The 18,590-nt window shown below is 75.2% G+C and carries 14 protein-coding genes; 3 read left to right on the top strand and 11 right to left on the bottom strand.

Annotated elements, in window-relative coordinates; translation table 11 throughout:
• Positions 1-28 precede the first annotated feature (28 nt).
• The 3 genes from der to ACFUK0_RS13430 all read right to left on the bottom strand — a co-directional run bounded on the left by der (position 29) and on the right by ACFUK0_RS13430 (position 3,543).
• Positions 29-1,471, bottom strand: a complete 1,443-nt coding sequence (der, locus tag ACFUK0_RS13440) for a ribosome biogenesis GTPase Der (protein ID WP_380249433.1) — start codon at positions 1,469-1,471, stop codon at positions 29-31.
• 131 nt (positions 1,472-1,602) lie between these two features.
• Complete coding sequence (cmk, locus tag ACFUK0_RS13435; protein WP_380249431.1) at positions 1,603-2,316, bottom strand: (d)CMP kinase; 714 nt, start codon at positions 2,314-2,316, stop codon at positions 1,603-1,605.
• A 141-nt stretch (positions 2,317-2,457) separates the two neighbouring features.
• Positions 2,458-3,543 (bottom strand): prephenate dehydrogenase, encoded by a 1,086-nt coding sequence (locus tag ACFUK0_RS13430; RefSeq protein WP_380249429.1) that lies wholly within the window; start codon positions 3,541-3,543, stop codon positions 2,458-2,460.
• Positions 3,544-3,771: 228 nt separating this feature from the next.
• On the opposite strand from ACFUK0_RS13430, the gene ACFUK0_RS13425 reads away from it, so the two are divergent.
• The 3 genes from ACFUK0_RS13425 to ACFUK0_RS13415 all read left to right on the top strand — a co-directional run bounded on the left by ACFUK0_RS13425 (position 3,772) and on the right by ACFUK0_RS13415 (position 8,004).
• Positions 3,772-5,976 carry a DUF4139 domain-containing protein gene (locus tag ACFUK0_RS13425; RefSeq protein ID WP_380249427.1) on the top strand — a complete coding sequence of 735 codons (2,205 nt, stop codon included), beginning with the start codon at positions 3,772-3,774 and terminating at the stop codon, positions 5,974-5,976.
• Positions 5,977-5,978: 2 nt separating this feature from the next.
• Complete coding sequence (locus tag ACFUK0_RS13420; RefSeq protein WP_380249425.1) at positions 5,979-7,553, top strand: DUF4139 domain-containing protein; 1,575 nt, start codon at positions 5,979-5,981, stop codon at positions 7,551-7,553.
• Between the two features lie 88 nt (positions 7,554-7,641).
• Positions 7,642-8,004 carry a DUF952 domain-containing protein gene (locus tag ACFUK0_RS13415; RefSeq protein WP_380249423.1) on the top strand — a complete coding sequence of 121 codons (363 nt, stop codon included), beginning with the start codon at positions 7,642-7,644 and terminating at the stop codon, positions 8,002-8,004.
• A gap of 31 nt (positions 8,005-8,035) precedes the next feature.
• Here ACFUK0_RS13415 and ACFUK0_RS13410 read toward each other — a convergent pair whose 3' ends face one another.
• The 8 genes from ACFUK0_RS13410 to ACFUK0_RS13375 all read right to left on the bottom strand — a co-directional run bounded on the left by ACFUK0_RS13410 (position 8,036) and on the right by ACFUK0_RS13375 (position 18,508).
• Positions 8,036-9,016, bottom strand: coding sequence for a helix-turn-helix domain-containing protein (locus tag ACFUK0_RS13410; RefSeq protein WP_380249421.1), 981 nt, complete (start codon positions 9,014-9,016; stop codon positions 8,036-8,038).
• Positions 9,017-9,286: 270 nt separating this feature from the next.
• A complete protein-coding gene (locus tag ACFUK0_RS13405) occupies positions 9,287-10,924 on the bottom strand; it encodes a pseudouridine synthase (protein WP_380249419.1) in 1,638 nt (545 codons plus the stop codon).
• Positions 10,925-10,988: 64 nt separating this feature from the next.
• Positions 10,989-11,582 (bottom strand): SMC-Scp complex subunit ScpB, encoded by a 594-nt coding sequence (gene scpB, locus ACFUK0_RS13400; protein ID WP_380249485.1) that lies wholly within the window; start codon positions 11,580-11,582, stop codon positions 10,989-10,991.
• Positions 11,583-11,851: 269 nt separating this feature from the next.
• The gene (locus tag ACFUK0_RS13395) at positions 11,852-12,802 is read right to left on the bottom strand and encodes a segregation and condensation protein A (protein ID WP_380249417.1); all 951 of its coding nucleotides are present in this window, start codon (positions 12,800-12,802) and stop codon (positions 11,852-11,854) included.
• A gap of 101 nt (positions 12,803-12,903) precedes the next feature.
• Positions 12,904-13,425 carry a hypothetical protein gene (locus tag ACFUK0_RS13390; protein WP_380249415.1) on the bottom strand — a complete coding sequence of 174 codons (522 nt, stop codon included), beginning with the start codon at positions 13,423-13,425 and terminating at the stop codon, positions 12,904-12,906.
• A 41-nt stretch (positions 13,426-13,466) separates the two neighbouring features.
• The gene (locus ACFUK0_RS13385; protein WP_380249413.1) at positions 13,467-14,525 is read right to left on the bottom strand and encodes a ParA family protein; all 1,059 of its coding nucleotides are present in this window, start codon (positions 14,523-14,525) and stop codon (positions 13,467-13,469) included.
• 488 nt (positions 14,526-15,013) lie between these two features.
• Positions 15,014-16,132 carry an alanine dehydrogenase gene (ald, locus tag ACFUK0_RS13380; RefSeq protein WP_380249411.1) on the bottom strand — a complete coding sequence of 373 codons (1,119 nt, stop codon included), beginning with the start codon at positions 16,130-16,132 and terminating at the stop codon, positions 15,014-15,016.
• 258 nt (positions 16,133-16,390) lie between these two features.
• Entirely contained in the window at positions 16,391-18,508 is a 2,118-nt protein-coding gene (locus ACFUK0_RS13375) for an AAA family ATPase (protein WP_380249409.1), read from the bottom strand.
• Positions 18,509-18,590: the final 82 nt, after the last annotated feature.

Here is an 18,590-nt window from a genome sequence, read left to right as displayed (position 1 = left end):
GCCTTCAGCGCGTCCGTCCTGCTGCGGCCTACTTGCGGCGGCGCTTCTCGCGCACCCGGACGGAGATCGAGATCGGCGTACCGACGAAGCCGAACTCCTCCCGCAGGCGGCGCTCGACGAAGCGGCGGTAGCCGGCCTCCAGGAAGCCGGAGGCGAACAGCACGAACCGCGGCGGACGGATGCCGGCCTGGGTGCCGAACAGGATGCGCGGCTGCTTGCCACCGCGGATCGGGTGCGGGTGGGCGGCCACCAGCTCGCCGAGGAAGGCGTTGAGCCTGGCGGTCGGGATCCGGGTCTCCCAGCCGGCCAGCGCGGTCTCGATCGCCGGGACGAGCTTCTCCATGTGGCGGCCGGTCAGCGCCGAGACGTTGACGCGGGGCGCCCACTGCACCTGGACGAGATCCTTCTCGATCTCGCGCTCCAGGTAGTAGCGGCGCTCCTCGTCCATCTGGTCCCACTTGTTGTAGGCGATGACGACGGCGCGGCCGGCCTCGACGGCCATCGAGATGATCCGGGTGTCCTGCTCGGCGAGGGTCTCGCTGGCGTCGACCAGGACGACGGCGACCTCGGCCTTCTCCAGCGCGGCCGAGGTGCGCAGCGAGGCGTAGAAGTCGGCGCCCGCGGTGAGGTGCACCCGGCGGCGGATACCGGCCGTGTCGACGAACTTCCAGGTCTTGCCGCCGAGTTCGATCAGCTCGTCGACCGGGTCGCGAGTGGTGCCGGCCATCTCGTTGACGACCACCCGCTCCTCGCCGGCGACCTTGTTCAGGAGGCTGGACTTGCCGACGTTCGGCCGGCCGATCAGCGCGACCCGGCGCGGGCCGCCCTGCGCGATGCCGAAGGTCTGCGGCGGGGCCTCGGGCAGCGCGGCCATCACGGCGTCGAGCAGGTCGCCGGAGCCGCGGCCGTGCAGGGCCGAGACGGGGTACGGCTCGCCGAGGCCGAGCGACCAGAGGTACGCGGCCTCGGCCTCGGTGGACTGGCCGTCGACCTTGTTGGCGCAGAGCACGGTGGGCTTGCCGGCCCGGCGGATCAGCTTGATCAGCGCCTCGTCGGTGTCGGTCGCGCCGACCGTGGCGTCCACGACGAAGAGCACCGCGTCGGCGCTCTCGATGCCGAGCTCGGCCTGCGCCGCCACCATGGCGTCGATGCCGAGGACGTCGAGCTCCCAGCCGCCGGTGTCGACCAGCTTGAAACGGCGGCCGTTCCAGGTCGCCTCGTACGAGACGCGGTCGCGGGTGACGCCGGGCTTGTCCTCGACGACGGCCTCGCGGCGGCCGATGATGCGGTTCACCAGGGTCGACTTGCCGACGTTGGGCCGGCCGACGACGGCCAGGATCGGCAGCGGGGCGTGGCCGCCCTCGCCGTCGAAGTCCTCGCCGTCGAAGCCCTCCTCGGCCGCGAGGGCCATGAACTCGGCGTAGTCGGCGGCGTCGAGCTCACCGGAGTCGGTGGTGGTCTCTTCGGTCATGTTCGTTTGTCCGTTTCCCGGCCCGGCCCTTCCCAGGGACGTGCCGTGCGTACCTGCCCTCGTTACGGGCAGCGCGAAAATCAGGGGGTGGAGCGGGGTGGAGCGGGGTGGAGCGGGTGGTGGTGAGGTGCTCAGACCGCAGACAGGCCGGCCCGCTCCTCGACCAGCGCGGCGATCGTGGCGATCACCTGGTCGAGGGTCAGCTCACTGGTGTCGACCAGGACGGCGTCGGCGGCCTGGGTGAGCGGTGCCGTCTCCCGGGAGGAGTCGGCGGCGTCCCGGCGGGCGAGGTCGGCCGCCATCGTGGTGATGGTGGCCTCGTCGACGCCCTTGGCCCGCAGCTCGGCGGCCCGGCGCCCGGCGCGGGCGGTCTCGGAGGCGGTCAGGAAGATCTTGACCGTGGCGTCCGGGAACACCACGCTGCCCATGTCCCGGCCCTCGGCGACGATGCCGCGCTCGGCGACCCCGGCGCAGCCCCGCTGCAGCTCCACCAGCCGGGCCCGCACCTGCGGGACGGCGGCGACGGCGCTCACCTCGGCGGTGACCTCGGGGCCGCGGATCGGGCCGGAGACGTCCTGGCCGTCGACCGTGATGGTCGGGCCGACCGCGTCCGTACCGGAGACGATCACCGGCTTGGAGCAGGCGACGGCGACGGCCTCGCGGTCCTCGACGTCCACCTCGTTGGCGAGCATCCACCAGGTCATCGCGCGGTACATCGCGCCGGTGTCCAGGAAGCTCAGCCCGAGCCGGGCGGCGACCGCGCGGGAGACGGTCGACTTGCCCGATCCGGAGGGTCCGTCGATGGCGACGACGACCGGGGCGTGCGCTCGGTCGGCAGTGTCCACGGGGCGAACCTCTCTCTAAACCTGGGGATGTCTCCCTCAAGGTTAGTCGACCCGCGCCGGACGCCCCGCCGCACCGGCCCTCACCCGTCCGGCCCAGCGCCGGGGCGCCGCCGCGGATCGTGCCGGACGGCGCCGGACCGCTCAGTCCCGGACGCTCCACCCGTGGGCGCGCAGGGTCGCCGTGAGGGGTTTGACCGCCGCCGGGGCGACGGACAGCTGGACGAAGCCGACCTGCTGGGCGGTGGAGTGCTCGATCACCACGTCCTCGATGTTGACGCCCGCCGCGCCGACCTCGCCGAACAGGCGGCCCAGCTCGCCCGGCTGGTCGCCGAGGACGACGGCGACCGTCTCGTAGCGGGTGGGCGGGGCACCGTGCTTGCCGGGAATGCGGGCCTGGCCGTGGTTGCCGCGCCGCATCACCGCCTCGATGCCGGCCGCACCGGCCCGCCGCTCGGACTCGTCGGCGGCCTGCATGGCGCGCAGCGCGGTGACGGTGTCGCCGAGGTCGGCGGCGAGGTCGGCGAGCACGTCGGCGACCACACCGGCGTTCGCGGAGAGGATGTCGACCCACATGGCGGGGCTGGAGGCGGCGATCCGGGTGACGTCGCGCACGCCCTGGCCGGCGAGCCGGACGGAGGTCTCGTCGGCGTGCTCCAGGCGGGCCGCGACCAGGGAGGAGAACAGTTGCGGGGCGTGCGAGACGAGCGCGACGGCCCGGTCGTGCTCGGCCGCGTCCATCACGATCGGCATGGCGCCGCACAGGGCGACGACCTCCAGCAGCGCGTTGAGCGTGTCGGTGTCGGTGTCCGGGGTCGGGGTGAGCACCCAGGGCCGGCCCTCGAAGAGGTCGGCGCTGGCGGCCAGCGGGCCGGAGCGCTCGCGGCCGGCCATCGGGTGGCCGCCGATGTAGTGGGTGGTGTCGCAGCCGAGCGCGGTGATCTCGGCACGCGGGCCGGCCTTTACGCTGGCGACGTCGGTGTACCAGCGGGCCAGGCCGCGCCGCTGGCAGTCCGCGAGCACCTTGCCGACGAGGGCGGGCGGCACGGCGATGATCGCCAGGTCGACCGGGCCGTCGGCCGGCTCGGTGGTGCCGGCGCCGAGCGAGGCCGCGGTGCGGGCGGCGTCCGGGTCGGCGTCCTCCAGGTGGACGGTGAGCCCGCGGCCGGTGAGGGCGAGCGCGGCGGAGGTGCCGATCAGTCCGGTGCCGACGACGGCGACAGTGCGCATGGCGGGGTACGTCTCCTGACGGGCTGACGGGCGGGCGGGCTGTCCTGGGGCGGGGCGGGGCGTACTCACGTGCTCACGTGAGCACGTGCTCGGCTGCGAGGCCATCCTCTCGCATCCGGCCACCCGGCCGCGCACACGCCCGAGGGCGGCCAAATCCGAGGACAGCGGGCCGGACGGGCGGCAGACTGGGCGCCCGGGAGCAGCGGCGCGGACGAAGGGGTTACCGGGGTGGCGGCAGAAGCGGTCGGAATCGGTGCGCACGACAGCGGTACGGACAACATCGGTGCGGACGGTACGGACGGGGACGGGGACGGTACGGGCGAGGCCGGCTGGGAGTCCGTCCTCGACTCCGTCGTGGTGTACGCCGTGGGGGCGTTGTGCCGGCGCCGGGCGGCCGGGGTCGTCCCGGCGGGGCGGCGGGTGCGGCTCACCGGGCTGCCGCGGGTGCTGGACGGCCGGTCCCTGCGGGCCAGGGTGGTCGGTGGTGCGGCCGGCTGGAGCGTGACCGAGGCCCGGCTGGAGCCCCGGGCCGAGCTGCGCCCGCGGGCGGGGCTGCCGGAGCTGCGCCGCAGGCTGGACGAGGCGCGCGAGCACGAGAGCGCCGTCCGGGAGCGCCACCGGCTGCTGCTGGTCCGGATCGCGGAGAGCACCGCGCTGCGCGCCGTCCCGCCGCCGCGCCGTGACGACGAGGGCCATCGCCGCACGCCCGCCGACGCCTGGCTGGAGCTCGCGGACTTCGTGGACGAGCGCCTCACCGCCCTGCACGCCCGCGCCGAGGAGCTGACCCGGGAGCTGCGGCTCGCGGAGCACGAGACGGAGGTGCTCACCGACCGGCTCCGGCGGGCCTCGACGGCGCGGCCCGCGCAGCCGGTCGAGACGTCCGCGACCGTCCTGCTGACGCTGGCCGGGCCGGCCGCCGCACCGGAGTCCGTACCGGCGGCCGTCGAGGTCGAGATCGAACTGGAGTACGGCGTGCCGGGCGCGCGCTGGGTGCCGGCCTACCGGCTCGGCTACAGCCGCGGGGCCGGCACCGGCAGCCTGCTGCTGCGGGCCTCGGTGGTGCAGCGCACCGGCGAGGACTGGACGGGCGTCCGGCTGGCACTGTCCAGTGCGGACCTCCAGCGCCGCACCGATCTGCCCCGGCTGCGCTCCCTGCGGATCGGCCGCAGCCAGCCCGCGCCGCCGCCGACCGGCTGGCGGGAGGCGCCGGGCGGCCTGGCCGACCTGTTCACCGCGTACGACGCGGTGGGCCCGCGCCCGGCCCCGGCCCGGCCGCTCGCCGTCTCCGCCCCCGCCGTCTCCGCCCCCGCCGGGCCGCCCTCCGCCTCCGCCCCCGTCTGGGCGACCGGCGGCGGGACCCTCGAAGCGGGCGGCCCGCCGCTCCCGCCGCCCGCACCGTTCGCGCCGATGATGGCGGCCTACGGCGGCGCGGCGCCCGCCCCGCAGGCCGCTCCGGCGGCCGACCTCGCGAGCCCGGACGTTCTGACGTCCCGCAGCGCGCCCTCCCGCAAGCGCGTCGGCGCCGCTGCGCCGAGCCCGGCGCCGCCCGGCGGCCTGCCGCCCGGTGCGGCGCCCGCCGGACCGCCCGCCGGACCGCCCGCCGGACCGCCCGCGCCCGACCCCGCCCTGCTCGACTACCCGGCCCTGGAGCTGGCGGGCCCCGACCAGGGCCCGGCCCGCCGGGGGGTGCTGCGCCCGGCACCGGCCGCCGAGCCGGACTCCGCCGCGCGCGGCCTCGCCCAGCGGGTGACCGATCTGCCGCTGCCCCGGCACGCCGTGCCCCCGCGCCGCTCGGCGGGCTCCTTCGACCACCGCTTCGACGCCGCCGCGCCCGCCGACATCCCCTCCGACGGCACCTGGCACACCGTCACGGTCGGGGAGGTCGAGGTGTCGCTGCGGCCGGAGTACGTCTGCGTGCCGTCCGTCGAGGAGAAGGTGTACGGGACGCTGCTGGTCGCGAACGACTCACCGCAGGCCCTGCTGGCCGGGCCGGTCGAGGTGACGGTGGACGGCGACTACCTGCTGACCGCCGCCCTGCCATCGCTCCCGCGCGGCGGCGGCAGCCGGCTGGGCCTGGGCGTCACCGAGAGCATCGAGGTGGCGCGCCGCACCGAGCTGCGGGAGTCCACGGCGGGGATGCTGAACAGCAGCACCGTGCTGGAACACCGGGTGCACGTGGAACTGGCGAACCGGCTGGGCCACGCCGTCACGGTGGAGGTCCGCGAACGGGTGCCGGTCGCGTCCGAGGACGGGATCAGGATCGAGGAGCGGGCCGGCTGGGCGCCGCCCGACGACCCGTCGGACGAGCTGCCGGCGAGCACCCGGCTGTGGCGGGTCGAGCTGCCGGCCGGTGGCCGGGCCGAGCTCGACGGCGGCTACGAGATCCGTATCCCGGCCGGCAAGGCCATCGTCGGCGGCAACCGGAGGAACTGACCATGGCACCCCTGACGACAACCCCGCTGCCCCAGGCTCCGCCGGCCGCCTTCCCGGTCACCGCCGTCACCTGTCTGGAGGACCGCAGCCAGGTCGAGCGCTCGGCCGTCTTCGACCTGGCCGCCGGAGTCCAGCAGCTGCGGCTGGGCCCGGTCACCGCCCTCGCCGTCGACCGGACGCTGCGGGCCGAGAGCGACCGGCCCGGCGTCCGGGTGCTGGACGCCCGGGTGGTCCGGGCCTGGACGCCGCCCGCGCCGCTGCCGCCCGGCCCGGACGACTCCCGGCTACGGCACCGCCTGCACGAGCTGGAGGAGCTGGTCCGGGAGAACGAGCGGCAGCGCGACCGGCTGGACGCCCGGCTCGCGCTGCTCGCCCAGCTCGCCGCCGACCTGCTCCGCGAGATCGGCGAGGGCGCCGGCCGCGGCGAGGTCGAGCGGGGCCGCTGGGCCCGCGAGCTCGACCGGGTGGACGGCGAGCGCGAGCGCCACGGCGAGGAGCTGCGGGCGGCCCGCTCGCGGCTGCGGGTGCTGGCGGAGGAGCGCGAGCAGGCCGCGGCGGCCCTGGAGCTCGCCGAGGAGGAGCCGGCCCGGCTCACCGCCCACCTGGAGATCACCGTCGAGGCCGCCGAGGCCGGGCCCGCCGGGCTGACGGTCACCCATCTCGTCCCGTGTGCGCTCTGGCGCCCCTCGTACCGGGCGGTGCTCGCGGACGGCACGCTGCGGCTGGAGTCCGAGGCGGTGGTCTGGCAGCGCACCGGCGAGGACTGGCCGGGCGTGCGGCTCACCCTCTCCACCGCCCGCTCCGCGCTCGCCACCGACCCGCCCCGGCTCACCGAGGACCGGCTCGCGCTGCGCGAGCGCAGCGCTGAGGAGCGCCGCACGGTCGAGGTGGAGCTGCGCGAGGAGGCGGTCAGCACGCTCGGCCCGTCCGCGGCCGTACCCGGGATGGACGACGGCGGCGAGGTGCGGGTGCTGCCCGCGCCGGCCCCGGCGACGGTGCCTTCGGACGGCCGGGCGCACCGGGTGCCGCTGGGCGGGTTCAGCACGTCGGCGAGCAGCGAGTACGCCTGCGCGCCGGAGCTGTCGCCGCTGGTCACGCAGGTGGTGCGGTTCCGCAACGAGGCCGGTCACGCGCTGCTGGCGGGGCCGGTGGAGCTGGTGCGCGACAGCGGTTTCACCGGCCGCGGCGAGCTGGGCTTCACCGCGCCGGGGGCGGCCGCGGAGCTGGCCTTCGGCAGCGCGGACGGCTACCGGGTGGTCCGCGAGACGCAGGAGCAGGCTTCGACGGCGGGGCTCGCCCAGCGCCAGGTGTCCACCCGTACCGTCCGGCTGTTCGTGTCGCGGTTCTCCGGCCCGGAGGAGCGGGACGAGCAGGTGGTGACGGTGCGCGAGCGCGTCCCGGTCTCGGAGGTGTCGGCAGTGGAGGTGCGGCTGCGCAAGGAGCACTGCTCGCCCGCACCGGACGCCTTCGACGCCGAGGGCATCGTCCGCTGGGACCTCGCGCTGGCGCCGGGCGCCCGGCGGACCGTCACGCTGGTCTACGAGGTGTCGTCCTCGGCGAAGGTGGCCGGGCTGTGAGGGCCCCCGGGCGGGAGCGGGTGACACCAGCGCGCGAAGGCCCGCCGGGAGGTCCCGCTGTGACGGCCGCTCAAGGTACAACAGGAGAATGATCCTGCACCTCGCACCCCTGGACGACTGGCTCACCGACCCGGGGCGGCCGTACGCCACCGCCTCGCTGCTGACCGACGGGTTCATCCACTGCGCGGCGGACGAGCGGACGGCGCTCGCGGTGGCCAACGCCTTCTTCGCCGACTCCCCCGGCCCGCTGATGGTGCTGCTGGTCGAGGAGTCGCTGGTGGAGCCGATGGTGAAGTGGGAGGAGCCGCACGGCGCCCCGCCGCCCGGCGCGACGCCGGGGGTGCTCTACCCGCACATCTACGGGCGGTTGAACCGCAGCGCCGTGGTCGGCCTGGAGAAGGTGGAGCGGGGCCCGGACGGGCGCTGGGCGAGCCTGCTCCCCTGGAGCTGAGGCCCGCCCGCGCCGCGCGTGCGGCCCGCGGTCAGAGCCAGCCCCGCTCCCGGGCCGCCATGCCGGCCTGGAAGCGGGTGGTGGCACCGAGTTCGCGCATCAGGCTCTGCAGCCGGCGCTGGGTGGTGCGGGCGCTCCAGCCGAGCGAGCGGGCGATCGACTCGTCGGTCAGGCCGGCCGCCAGCAGGCCGAGCAGCTTGCGGTGGTCGGCCTCGGGCTCCAGCGAGCCGTCGGCCGAGCCGATCGCGGCCTGGAGCTGCACGGCCCGCTCCCACTCGGCCTCGAAGAGCGTGTCGAGGGCCTGGAGCAGGGCGGAGGGGTGGATCACGTACGCGGCGTCCAGGACGCTGTCGCCGACGCTGATCGGGATGATCGCCATCCGGTCGTCGGACATGATCATCTTCATCGGGAGCACCGGCCGCACCCGGGCCTCCTCGCCGGCCTCCACCCCGACCAGGATGTTCTTCTCCAGCCGGCCCGGCCAGGCCACCGCCTCCCGGTCGTAGATCGTCCGGATCCGCAGGCCCTCCTTCATCCGCTTGCCCTGCAGCGGGATGTTGACCACCGGGTCCTGGATGTACGGCGGGCAGTCGAAGCCGCGCACCTGGTACTGGCTGGTCTCGGTGATGTGCTCCAGCCGCTGCGCGATCGCCTCGCCGCCGGTCAGCACCTCCACCGAGTGCGCGGGGTCGGTGTAGCGGGACGCCTCCCGGAAGGCGTCCATCAGGCGGTGCATCTCGGCACGGGCGTGCCGCAGTTCGGCCTCCCGGTGGCCGATCAGGGTGCCGATGGCGACGTCCGGGGCGACCGGTAGGAACCGCTGGCGGTCGACCGGGGCGCGGGTGGCCATGCCGTGCTGGGCCAGCCGGTCCAGCGCCCGGCCGCTCTGCTGGAGGGTGAGGCCGCACTGCTCGGCCAGGTCCTCCGCGGTCGACTGCGGATTGGCCACCAGTGCCGTGTAGACCTGCCCGTCCGGCTCTGCCAGTCCCAGTGCGCTCAGTGCTTCGGACACGACGTGCTCCCCTGTTCGCCTCTCCCTGCCCCACCATGGCGCAGTCCCCGGCGCAGACCCCGTGTGGCGCAGTCCCGCCACCCGGCAGGCCGTTGTCAGGTGGCAATCCTCTGCCACGGATGATCCGGCTGACAAGCCGGTGCGGCCAGGCTCACACGGTGCCCCCGACAACGGGAGGGCCTCCCCGCCGGTCGGCGGGGAGGCCCTTCATCAGCAGGTATGACGCGTCCTGCGGTCGTGCCCGGCGGTGCGCCGGTCCGGCCGGCGGTCCTACAGACCGACCTCGTTCATCAGCTGGCCGACCTCGGGGTTGGTCAGGCGGCGCAGCCAGCCCGACTTCTGGTCGCCCAGGGCGATCGGGCCGAAGTGGGTGCGGACCAGCTTCTCGACCGGGTAGCCCGCCTCGGCGAGCATCCGGCGGACGATGTGCTTGCGGCCCTCGTGCAGGGTCACCTCGACCAGGTAGTTCTTGCCGACGTTCGAGAGCACCTTGAAGCTGTCGGCACGGGCGAAGCCGTCCTCCAGCTGGATGCCCTGGGCGAGCGTCTTGCCCAGGTCGCGCGGGATCGGGCCCTGGATGGCGGCCATGTACGTCTTGGTCACGCCGTACTTCGGGTGGGTGAGACGGTGGGCCAGCTCGCCGTGGTTGGTGAGCAGGATGATGCCCTCGGTCTCGGTGTCCAGGCGGCCGACGTGGAACAGCCGGGTCTCCCGGTTGGTCACGTAGTCGCCGAGGCACTGGCGCCCGTCCGGGTCCTCCATGGTGGAGACGACGCCGGCCGGCTTGTTCAGCGCGAAGAACAGGTACGACTGGGTGGCGACGGTCAGGCCGTCCACCTTGATCTCGTCGTTCTGCGCGTCGACCCGCTTGCCCTGCTCGGTCACCAGCTTGCCGTTGACCATGACGCGGCCCTGGGTGACCAGCTCCTCGCAGGCGCGACGGCTGCCCATGCCGGCCCGCGCCAGCACCTTCTGCAGGCGCTCGCCCTCGGGCTCGTCGAAGGTCTTCGGCAGCTTCACGGCCGGCTTGTCGTGCCGGGCCAGCACCGCGTCCTCGATCTTGGCCTGCAGCTCACGGGAGCGCTGCGGCTGACGGCGCGGGTCGCCCGGGGCGCCCTGCCCGGGCTGGCGCGGACGCGCCGGCCCCTTGGCCGGCGGCAGCGCCTTGCGGGCTCCGTAGTGGCCGCCGGAGCCGAACTCCGGACGGTCGTACTTGCGCTCCTCGGGGCGCAGCGGACGGTCCGGGTACTGCGGACGGTCGTCGCGCCGGCTGTCACGGCTGTCACGGCTGTCACGCCCGCGGTCGTCACGACGGTCGTCACGACCGTACGAACCGCCGCCACCGGACCCGCCGCGGTTGCCGCCGCCGTACGAACCGCCGCCACCGGAGCCGCCACGGCCACCGCCGCCGCCCTGGCCGCCACCGCGGCCGTACGAGCTGCCGCCACCGGAGCCGCCACCGTACGAGCTGCCGCCCGAGGAGCCGCCGCGCGAACCGCCGGAGCCACCGGAGCCGCCACCGTAGGAGCGGCCGCCACCGGAACCGCTGTACGAACCGCCGCCGCTGCCGCTGCCGCCACCGTAGGAGCCGCCGCCGGAGCCGCCGCGCGAGCCGCCGCCACCACCGTACGAACCGCCACCCGAGGAGCCGCCGCGCGAACCGCCGGAGCCACCGCCGTACGAACCACCGCCGGAGCCGCCGCGCGAACCGCCGCCGCTGCCACCGCCGTAGGACGAACCACCACTGCGGCCGCCACCCTGGCCGCCGCCACCACCGTAGGAGCCGCCGCCGGAGCGACCGCCGCCGTACGAACCGCCGCCCCCGGAGGAGCTGCCGCCCCGGGCCCCGCCCTGTCCGCCCCGGCTGCCGCCGCCGCTACTGTTCCTGTCGTTGCCACTGCTACGCATCAAAAAGTCCGTACGTCGATTCCGTCTGGGATGTGCAAGTCGTCTCGGCCGACCTCACCGCCCCCTACCGGTCGGACTCTGTCCGACCGGTCTCGCCACTGCGGTCCGCAGATTGCGCGGCAGCGGCGGCGACCGCATCCGCGATCGTCGTGCCCTCCAGGGACTCCGCTTCCACGTCGTCGACCTCGGGCAGGAAGGGCGCGAGCTCCGGCAGCTCGTCCAAGCCGCGCAGCCCCATCCGTTCCAGGAAGTAGTTCGTCGTCCGATACAGGATCGCACCTGTTTCGGGCTCGGACCCGGTCTCTTCCACCAGTCCTCGCTGTACCAGGGTACGCATCACGCCGTCACAGTTCACACCACGGACGGCGGATACCCGCGATCTGGACACCGGCTGCCGGTAGGCGACGACCGCCAGCGTCTCCAGTGCGGCCTGCGACAGCCTGGCCTGCTGCCCGTCCAGGACGAACCGCTCGACGGCCGGCGAGCACCGCGCCCTGCTGTAGTAGCGCCAGCCGCCGGCCACCAGCCGCAGCTCGAAGCCGCGCCCCTGGGCGGTGTACTCGGCGGCGAGTTCGCGCAGGGCGGCGGCGACGGCGGCGCGGGGGTGCTCCAGGACGTCGGCGAGGTGGGCCTCGGTGGCGGGTTCCTCGACGACCATCAGGATCGCCTCCAGGGCCGGCTTCAGGGCGACCGCGTCCCCGTCCGGCCCGGCGTCCCCCTCCGGCCCGGCGTCCCCGTCCGCCTCGAAGGGCGCCGCGGCGGGCTCCCCGGCGGGCTCCTGCCACTCCTCGGCGCGCGGGCGCCCCGGGAGGCCCAGCGGGCGCCGCTGCGGCCTCCGGGCGGCGGGGAGGGCCGCCAGGTCGCTCCCGGGGCCGCCAGGGCCGCTCTCGGGCCTGCTCACGGGGAGTCCGGCGCTCTCGGGTGCGGTCATCGCGGTTCACCGTCCTTGCGGGCCTTGCGGGCCTTGCCGCCCCTGCGGGTTCGCGCCCCGGGTCCGGCGGGGTCGTCGGGGTCGTCGGTGCTGCCGGGCGGCCGGTCGAACTCGTCGGTCACCTCGACGGTCGTCCGGTCGGCCTCCGCCACCCACCGCACCAGCAGTTCGCCGAGCGCCTCCGGCTGCTCGAAGGCGAGCACCCGCTCGCGGTACAGCTCCAGCAGGGCGAGGAAGCGGGCGACCACCACCAGGGTGTCCGGGGCGTCGGCGACGAGCCGGCCGAAGGTGGCCTCGCCCAGCGAGCCGAGCATCCCCACCACCAGCGCGGCCTGCTCGCGGACGCTGACCGGCGGCGCGTGGATGTGGTCGACGTAGACGACCGGCGGGGGTTTCGGGGCCATCGCCCGCGCGGCGAGCCGGGCGAACTCCTCCGGCCCGATGTTGATCACGACCTCGGGCAGCAGCTTCGCGTGGTGCGGCTCCAGGCCGGCGGTGCGGGGGCGGTGCAGCAGTTCGGCGGCCCAGCGCTCGCCGAACACCTCGGCGGCCCGCTTGTAGGCGCGGTACTGCAGGAGCCGGGCGAACAGCAGGTCGCGGGCCTCCAGCAGGGCGAGGTCCTCCTCGTCCTCGATCTCGGCGGCGGGCAGCAGCCGGGCCGCCTTGAGGTCGAGCAGGGTGGAGGCGACGACCAGGAACTCGGTCGCGGCGTCGAGGTCCCAGTCGGGGCCCATCGCGCGGATGTGGGCGATGAACTCGTCGGTGACGCGGGACAGCGCGACCTCGGTCACGTCCATCCGGTGCTTGGCGATCAGGCCGAGCAGCAGGTCGAAGGGGCCCTCGAAGTTGTCCAGCCGTACCTGGAAGCCCCCGCGCTGCTCTGCTGCTGCGGGTGCGGCGCGATCAGCGGTGGTGGCGGTGTCCGGAGTGCGGGGCGGGCTCGGCATGACAGCCCATCTTCACCCCGGGAGGCCGTACCGCCCGTTCCGGGGGCGCCGACACGCCGCCCCCGGCGGCCGGGCGCCGGTGCGCCCCGGCCGGAGGGCGCTCAGCGCCCGCGCAGCCGCCGGACCAGGATGCTCGCCTCGCCGCGCTGCTCCAGGTCCGCCAGCACGACCGCGATGGCCTCCCGGACGATCCGGCCGCGGTCCACGGCCAGGCCGTGCTCACCGCGCAGGACCAGCCGTGCGTGTTCGAGGTCCATGAGCTCCTCGGCGGACACGTACACGGTGATCTTCTCGTCGTGCCGCTCGCGGCCGCTGGGGCGCCGCGGTGCCCGGGTGCGGGCCCGGGCACGCCGGGCCGGGTCCCCCGCGCCGTTCTGGTCCTCGGCCGCGCCGTGCTGGCGGGCCGCCTGCGGGCCGGGCTGGCCGGCTCCCTGGCCGGCCTGGCCCTGGCCCGGTGAGCCCTGCGCCGGGCCGGGCACGGTGGGCCGCTCGCCGGGCCGCTGCTCGGGGGCCGGGCGGCCGGTACGCGGGTCCCGCTCCGGCGCCCCGGCGCCGTTGACGTCCCGTGAGGTCTCCGTTCTGGGCGCCTCGGCCGACCGGCTGAGGGACGGCGAGAGGGCCATCCCCCCGGTGGTCCGGAACAGCTCGTCGGCACCCGGGAGACTCACTCGGCGGGGCGGCACCGGTCGAGCACCTCCCTGGCGAGCTGGCGGTAGGCGGCGGCGCCGACCGAGTTGGTCGCGTACGTGGTGATCGGCTCGCCGGCGACGGTGGTCTCCGGGAACCGCACGGTACGGCCGATGACGGTGTGGAAGACGTGCTCCCCGAAGGCCTCGACCACGCGTGCGAGCACCTCACGGCTGTGCACCGTGCGGGAGTCGTACATGGTGGCCAGGATGCCGTCCAGGCGCAGCTCGGGGTTGAGCCGCTCGCAGACCTTCTCGATCGTCTCGGTCAGCAGCGCGACGCCGCGCAGCGCGAAGAACTCGCACTCCAGCGGGACGATGACGCTGTGAGCCGCGGTCAGCGCATTGACCGTCAGCAGGCCCAGCGAGGGCTGGCAGTCGATGATGACGAAGTCGTAGTCGGGCAGCAGCGGCTTGAGCGCCCGCGCCAGCGCGGACTCCCGGGCCACCTCGCTGACCAGCTGCACCTCGGCGGCGGACAGGTCGATGTTGGAGGGCAGCAGGTCCATGCCGGGGACGGCGGTCTTCAGCAGCACCTCATCGGCCGTCAGCCCCCGCTCCATGAGGAGGTTGTAGACGGTGACGTCGAGCTCCATCGGGTTGACCCCGAGGCCGACGGAGAGCGCGCCCTGCGGGTCGAAGTCGACCAGCAGCACCCGGCGGCCGTACTCGGCGAGCGCGGCCCCCAGGTTGATGGTCGACGTGGTCTTGCCGACGCCGCCCTTCTGGTTGCACATCGCGATGATCTGCGCGGGGCCGTGGTCGGCCAGCGGCGCGGGGATCGGGAAGTACGGCAGCGGCCGGCCGGTCGGGCCGACCCGCTCGCGGCGCTGGCGCGCGGCGTCGGGGGCCAGGGTGGCGGCGTACTCGGGGTCGGGCTCGTACTCGGCGTCCGGGTCGTCGTAGGCGCCGTAGGCGAACTCGCCGTAGGCCAGACCGTGCGACGGCAGCTCGGTTTCGTACTCGATGACCGGGGCGTTGGCCTGGCGGGCCTCGAAGGTGCGGACCGCGACCGAGCCGACCTCGGCCGAGCCCACGGTGGCGTGTCGGGCCCCGGGCCCCTCACTCGGCTGTCCGGCGGTGTGCCCCGCCAGTCCTGGCTGACCACCCCCGGGAGCAAATGTCGACTCATTCACAAGTCGTCTTACCTCCTTGGGCATCCAGGACTCTATGTCGATTCGTCAGCGTGGCAGCATGCCGACGGTTTGCGACTCTAGGCCGTTCCGGGCGTTCGCAGCAACACAATCCACGGTAGTGGGCAGGATGTGTCGACTATCGGGCCACCCTCTGTCAAGGGATGGGCGGCCCCTTGACCCTAACGTTTCTGCGGTCGGGTGACGCGACCCACAGAAATTGACGACACTTCCGCCGGCCGCCGCCGGAGGTCGTCCGGGCCGGCGTCGCGAACCCGCGCGCCCCCCCGCCGGCCGCCGCACGCGGGCATGCCGAAGCCCCCGGCCCGAGACGATCGGGCCGGGGGCGTGCGGTCCGCCCCGCGAACGGGACGGACCGCCCTGAGGGTGTGTCAGGCGAGCACGCTCTCCAGGGAAACCGACTCCAGGCCGAAGGCCTCGGCGACACCCGCGAAGGTGATCTGGCCCTCGTGCGTGTTGAGGCCCTTGGCGAGCGCGGCGTCGCGGCGCAGCGCGTCCTTCCAGCCACGGTTGGCCAGCTCCACGATGTAGGGCAGCGTGGCGTTGGTCAGCGCGTAGGTGGAGGTGTTCGGGACGGCGCCCGGCATGTTCGCCACGCAGTAGAACACCGAGTTGTGGACCTGGAAGGTCGGGTCGTCGTGCGTGGTGGGGCGGGAGTCCTCGAAGCAGCCGCCCTGGTCGATCGCGATGTCGACGAGCACGGAGCCCGGCTTCATCCGGGAGACCAGCTCGTTGGTGACCAGCTTGGGGGCCTTGGCGCCGGGAATCAGGACGGCACCGATCACCAGGTCGGCGTCGAGGACGGCCTTCTCCAGCTCGAAGGCGTTGGAGGCGATCGCCTTGATCTTCGTGCCGAAGATCTTGTCGGCCTCGCGCAGCTTGTTGATGTCGCGGTCGAGCAGGGTGACGTCGTAGCCCATGCCGATGGCGATGGTGGCCGCGTGCCAGCCGGAGACGCCACCGCCGATGACGACGGCCTTCGCCGGGTGGGTGCCGGGCACGCCGCCGGGGAGGGTGCCGCGGCCGCCGGCCGGGCGCATCAGGTGGTACGAGCCGACCTGCGGCGCGAGCCGGCCCGCGACCTCGGACATCGGGGCGAGCAGCGGCAGGGCACCGCCCGCGAGCTGCACCGTCTCGTACGCGATGGCCGTGGTGCCGGACGCGAGCAGCGCGTCGGTGCCGGCCCGGTCGGCCGCCAGGTGCAGGTAGGTGAAGAGGGTCTGGCCCTTGCGCAGGCGGTGGTACTCCTGGGCGATCGGCTCCTTGACCTTCAGCAGCAGGTCGGCGGTCGCCCAGACCTCGTCGGCGGTGGCGAGGACGGTGGCGCCGGCGGCCACGTACTCCTCGTTGGGGATCGAGGAGCCGAGACCGGCGTTGTCCTCGATGTAGACCTCGTGTCCGTTACGGACCAGCTCATGCACGCCGGCGGGCGTGATGGCCACGCGGTACTCGTGGTTCTTGACCTCGCGGGGGATGCCGACCTTGGTCACGGCTAAACACGTCCCTCTTACCTGTGGTCCCGGCCGGGGAATGACCGGCGGGCGACGCGCACGGGCAGCCACCGGAGGACACCGGGGCACATCTCGCTGCGCGACTAGGTTCGAGTGTAATGAAGCCCAGTCGGCGTGTCAGCCTTCCAAACTGACCAAATCGGCGGGACACATTGGCAGGTTCGTAGGCTTGCGCGCGGGATTTTCCAGCAATTACGACGAAAAACGGCATCTGGGACATTACTCCGAAGCCGATCGCTACCAACCGCCATCGACCTGCTCCCGCAGGTGCTCCAGGGCGACCGTCACCGCCTCCCGCCCCCGGTCGTCGCCCAGCCGGCGCAGCACCGCCAGCGACGCCCGGTACTCCCGCTCGGCCTCCTCGAACCGGCGCTGGGCGGTGTGCGCCTCGGCGAGCCGGGCCAGCAGCCGGGCCTCCGCGGGCTGGTCCCCCAGCTCCTGCCGCAGCCCGAGCGCCCGTCCGTACGCATCGGCGGCGCGCACCGGATCACCCAGCGCGCGATGGCAGCCGGCCGCCCCCTCCAGGGCGCGCGCGCAGGCGGGCTCGTCCTCCGCCGTACGGGCGTGCCCGAGGGCCGCCCGGTAACGGCCGGCCGCCTGGTCCCAGTGCCCGGCCGCGGCCTGCAGGTCGGCCAGGTTCAGCAGGGCGGCGGCCGCCCGGCGGGGCGCGCCGTGCCGCTCGGCCACCCGGAGCACCAGTTCGTGCAGCTGGTGCAGGTCCGCGGGTGCGGCGCCGCCGGTCAGCGGCAGGGCGCGGAGCAGCGCGGTGACCAGCCGGCCGGCCGAACCGTCCAGGTCGCCCTGGCCGATGGCGCCCGCCACGGCGCCCAGCAGGAGGTCACGCTCGCCGAGCAGCCACTGGCGGGCCTGGTCGGCGGAGCGCAGCCGCAGCGGCCCGGGGAGCGCCTCGGGCCCCGGGCCGCCGGCCGGGTCGAGCAGCGCCCGCGCCGAGTCGACCAGCCGGACGAGCCGCTCCAGCAGCCGGGCCCGCGCGAGTTCGGTCTCAGCGGGGCGGTCGGTGGCCTCGCGCAGCTGCACCAGCCGGGCGTACAGCCGGCCGGGCACCCGGTAGCGGGGGGTGCCGTCGGCGGCGGGCGGCTCCTCGCCGAGCAGTTCGTGGCCCGCCAGCGCGGCCAGCGTGGCGGCGGCCTCCGGGGCGGGGCAGCCCACCAGGGCGGAGGCCGTCCGCAGGTCGGCGGTCTGCGCCGGGGCCAGGGTCAGGGTGCGCAGCATCCGCGCCTGCCCGGCCGGCAGGGTGCCGTAGAGCAGGGTGAAGGCCCCGATCAGCGGGTCGTTGTCCGGCACCGGCACGGGCTCGGCGGGCCCGACCTCGGCCGTGGGCGGTGCGACGGACGGTGCGACGGACGGTGCGACGGACGGCCGGGGCGTGGCAGGGGGCGCTGCGGCCGCCGGCGGCTTGCCGGGGGGCGCGGGAGCGGTGGCGGGGCGCGCGGGTGCGGGCCTGCCCTTCCCGGCCTTCCCGGCCGGCTCCTGCGGCGACGGCTTCCGCACGTCCGGACGGTCCGCCTGCGGCTCGCCCGCGGCAGGCCGGCCGGCCCCCTGTTTCCCGCCCGCCGTGCGGGCCGGGGCCGCGGCCGGCGCGGGGGCCGCCGCCGTGACCCGGGCCAGTTCGCGGGCGGCGTCCGTGACCGCCGCCTTGGGGTTGCCGCGCAGCCAGCCCGCCATCAGCCGCAGGGCGGCCGGACGGGAGGCGCAGGCCTCCGCCAGGTCGGCGCCGCCGACCGGGTCGCAGCTGATCCGGTTGCCGCCGACCAGGTCGCCGAGGAGGCCGACCGAGGTGCGCTGTTCGAGGCCGCCGAGGATGCACGGGTCGATGTCCTCGATCCCGGTGAGCGGGCCCGCGGTGGTGGCGACGACCAGGCACCCGGGCTCGTCGGCGAGCAGTGGCCAGAGCTGCCCCGCGTCCTTGACGTCGTCCAGCAGCAGCAGGACCCTGCGCCCGGCCAGTGCGGCGCGCAGCCGTACGCAGGCGGGGTCGTCGCGGCCGTCCTGGCCGGCGCCGGGCAGCAGCATGGCGTCGAGGGTCCCGCCGAGCTGCTCCAGCAGGCGGCGGGCGACCTGGCCGGGCGGCACCCGGCTGCCGTCGGGGGCGGAGAGCCGGGCGAACAGGGTGCCGTCGGGGTGGTCGCCGGCGACGGAGCGGGCGAAGTGCACGGCCAGCGTGGTGCGGCCGGAGCCGGGGCGTCCGGCCAGGACCAGGACGGGGCTGCGCCCGGCGGCCGGCCGGGCCGCGGCGGCCCGCAGGGCGGCGAGTTCGGTGCGCCGTCCGGCGAACACGGCGGGGCCGGCGGGCAGGCCGTCCGCGGCTCCGTCCGGGGTCGGCCGTGCGTCCATCGTCGCCGTCTTCCTCGCCACCAGCGCCACTCCCGACCAGTCACTCTGCGGAGCCGGCCCCCGGGCCTGTCCGGCAGCTCCC

It is taken from the genome of Kitasatospora sp. NPDC057223 (assembly GCF_042669755.1).
GTDB lineage: Bacteria > Actinomycetota > Actinomycetes > Streptomycetales > Streptomycetaceae > Kitasatospora.
The sequence above is the reverse complement of the archived record's forward strand: the minus strand, read 5'-3'. Positions and strand labels throughout refer to the sequence as shown.

Coding starts and splice junctions, on each gene's coding strand:
- ACFUK0_RS13375 (WP_380249409.1), bottom strand. CDS start 18,508: ATGGACGCACGGCCGACCCCGGACGGAGCCGCGGACGGCCTGCCCGCC.
- ACFUK0_RS13390 (WP_380249415.1), bottom strand. CDS start 13,425: ATGGCCCTCTCGCCGTCCCTCAGCCGGTCGGCCGAGGCGCCCAGAACG.
- scpB (WP_380249485.1), bottom strand. CDS start 11,582: ATGGTCGTCGAGGAACCCGCCACCGAGGCCCACCTCGCCGACGTCCTG.
- ACFUK0_RS13430 (WP_380249429.1), bottom strand. CDS start 3,543: ATGCGCACTGTCGCCGTCGTCGGCACCGGACTGATCGGCACCTCCGCC.
- ACFUK0_RS13415 (WP_380249423.1), top strand. CDS start 7,642: ATGATCCTGCACCTCGCACCCCTGGACGACTGGCTCACCGACCCGGGG.
- ACFUK0_RS13395 (WP_380249417.1), bottom strand. CDS start 12,802: ATGCCGAGCCCGCCCCGCACTCCGGACACCGCCACCACCGCTGATCGC.
- der (WP_380249433.1), bottom strand. CDS start 1,471: ATGACCGAAGAGACCACCACCGACTCCGGTGAGCTCGACGCCGCCGAC.
- ACFUK0_RS13420 (WP_380249425.1), top strand. CDS start 5,979: ATGGCACCCCTGACGACAACCCCGCTGCCCCAGGCTCCGCCGGCCGCC.
- ACFUK0_RS13405 (WP_380249419.1), bottom strand. CDS start 10,924: ATGCGTAGCAGTGGCAACGACAGGAACAGTAGCGGCGGCGGCAGCCGG.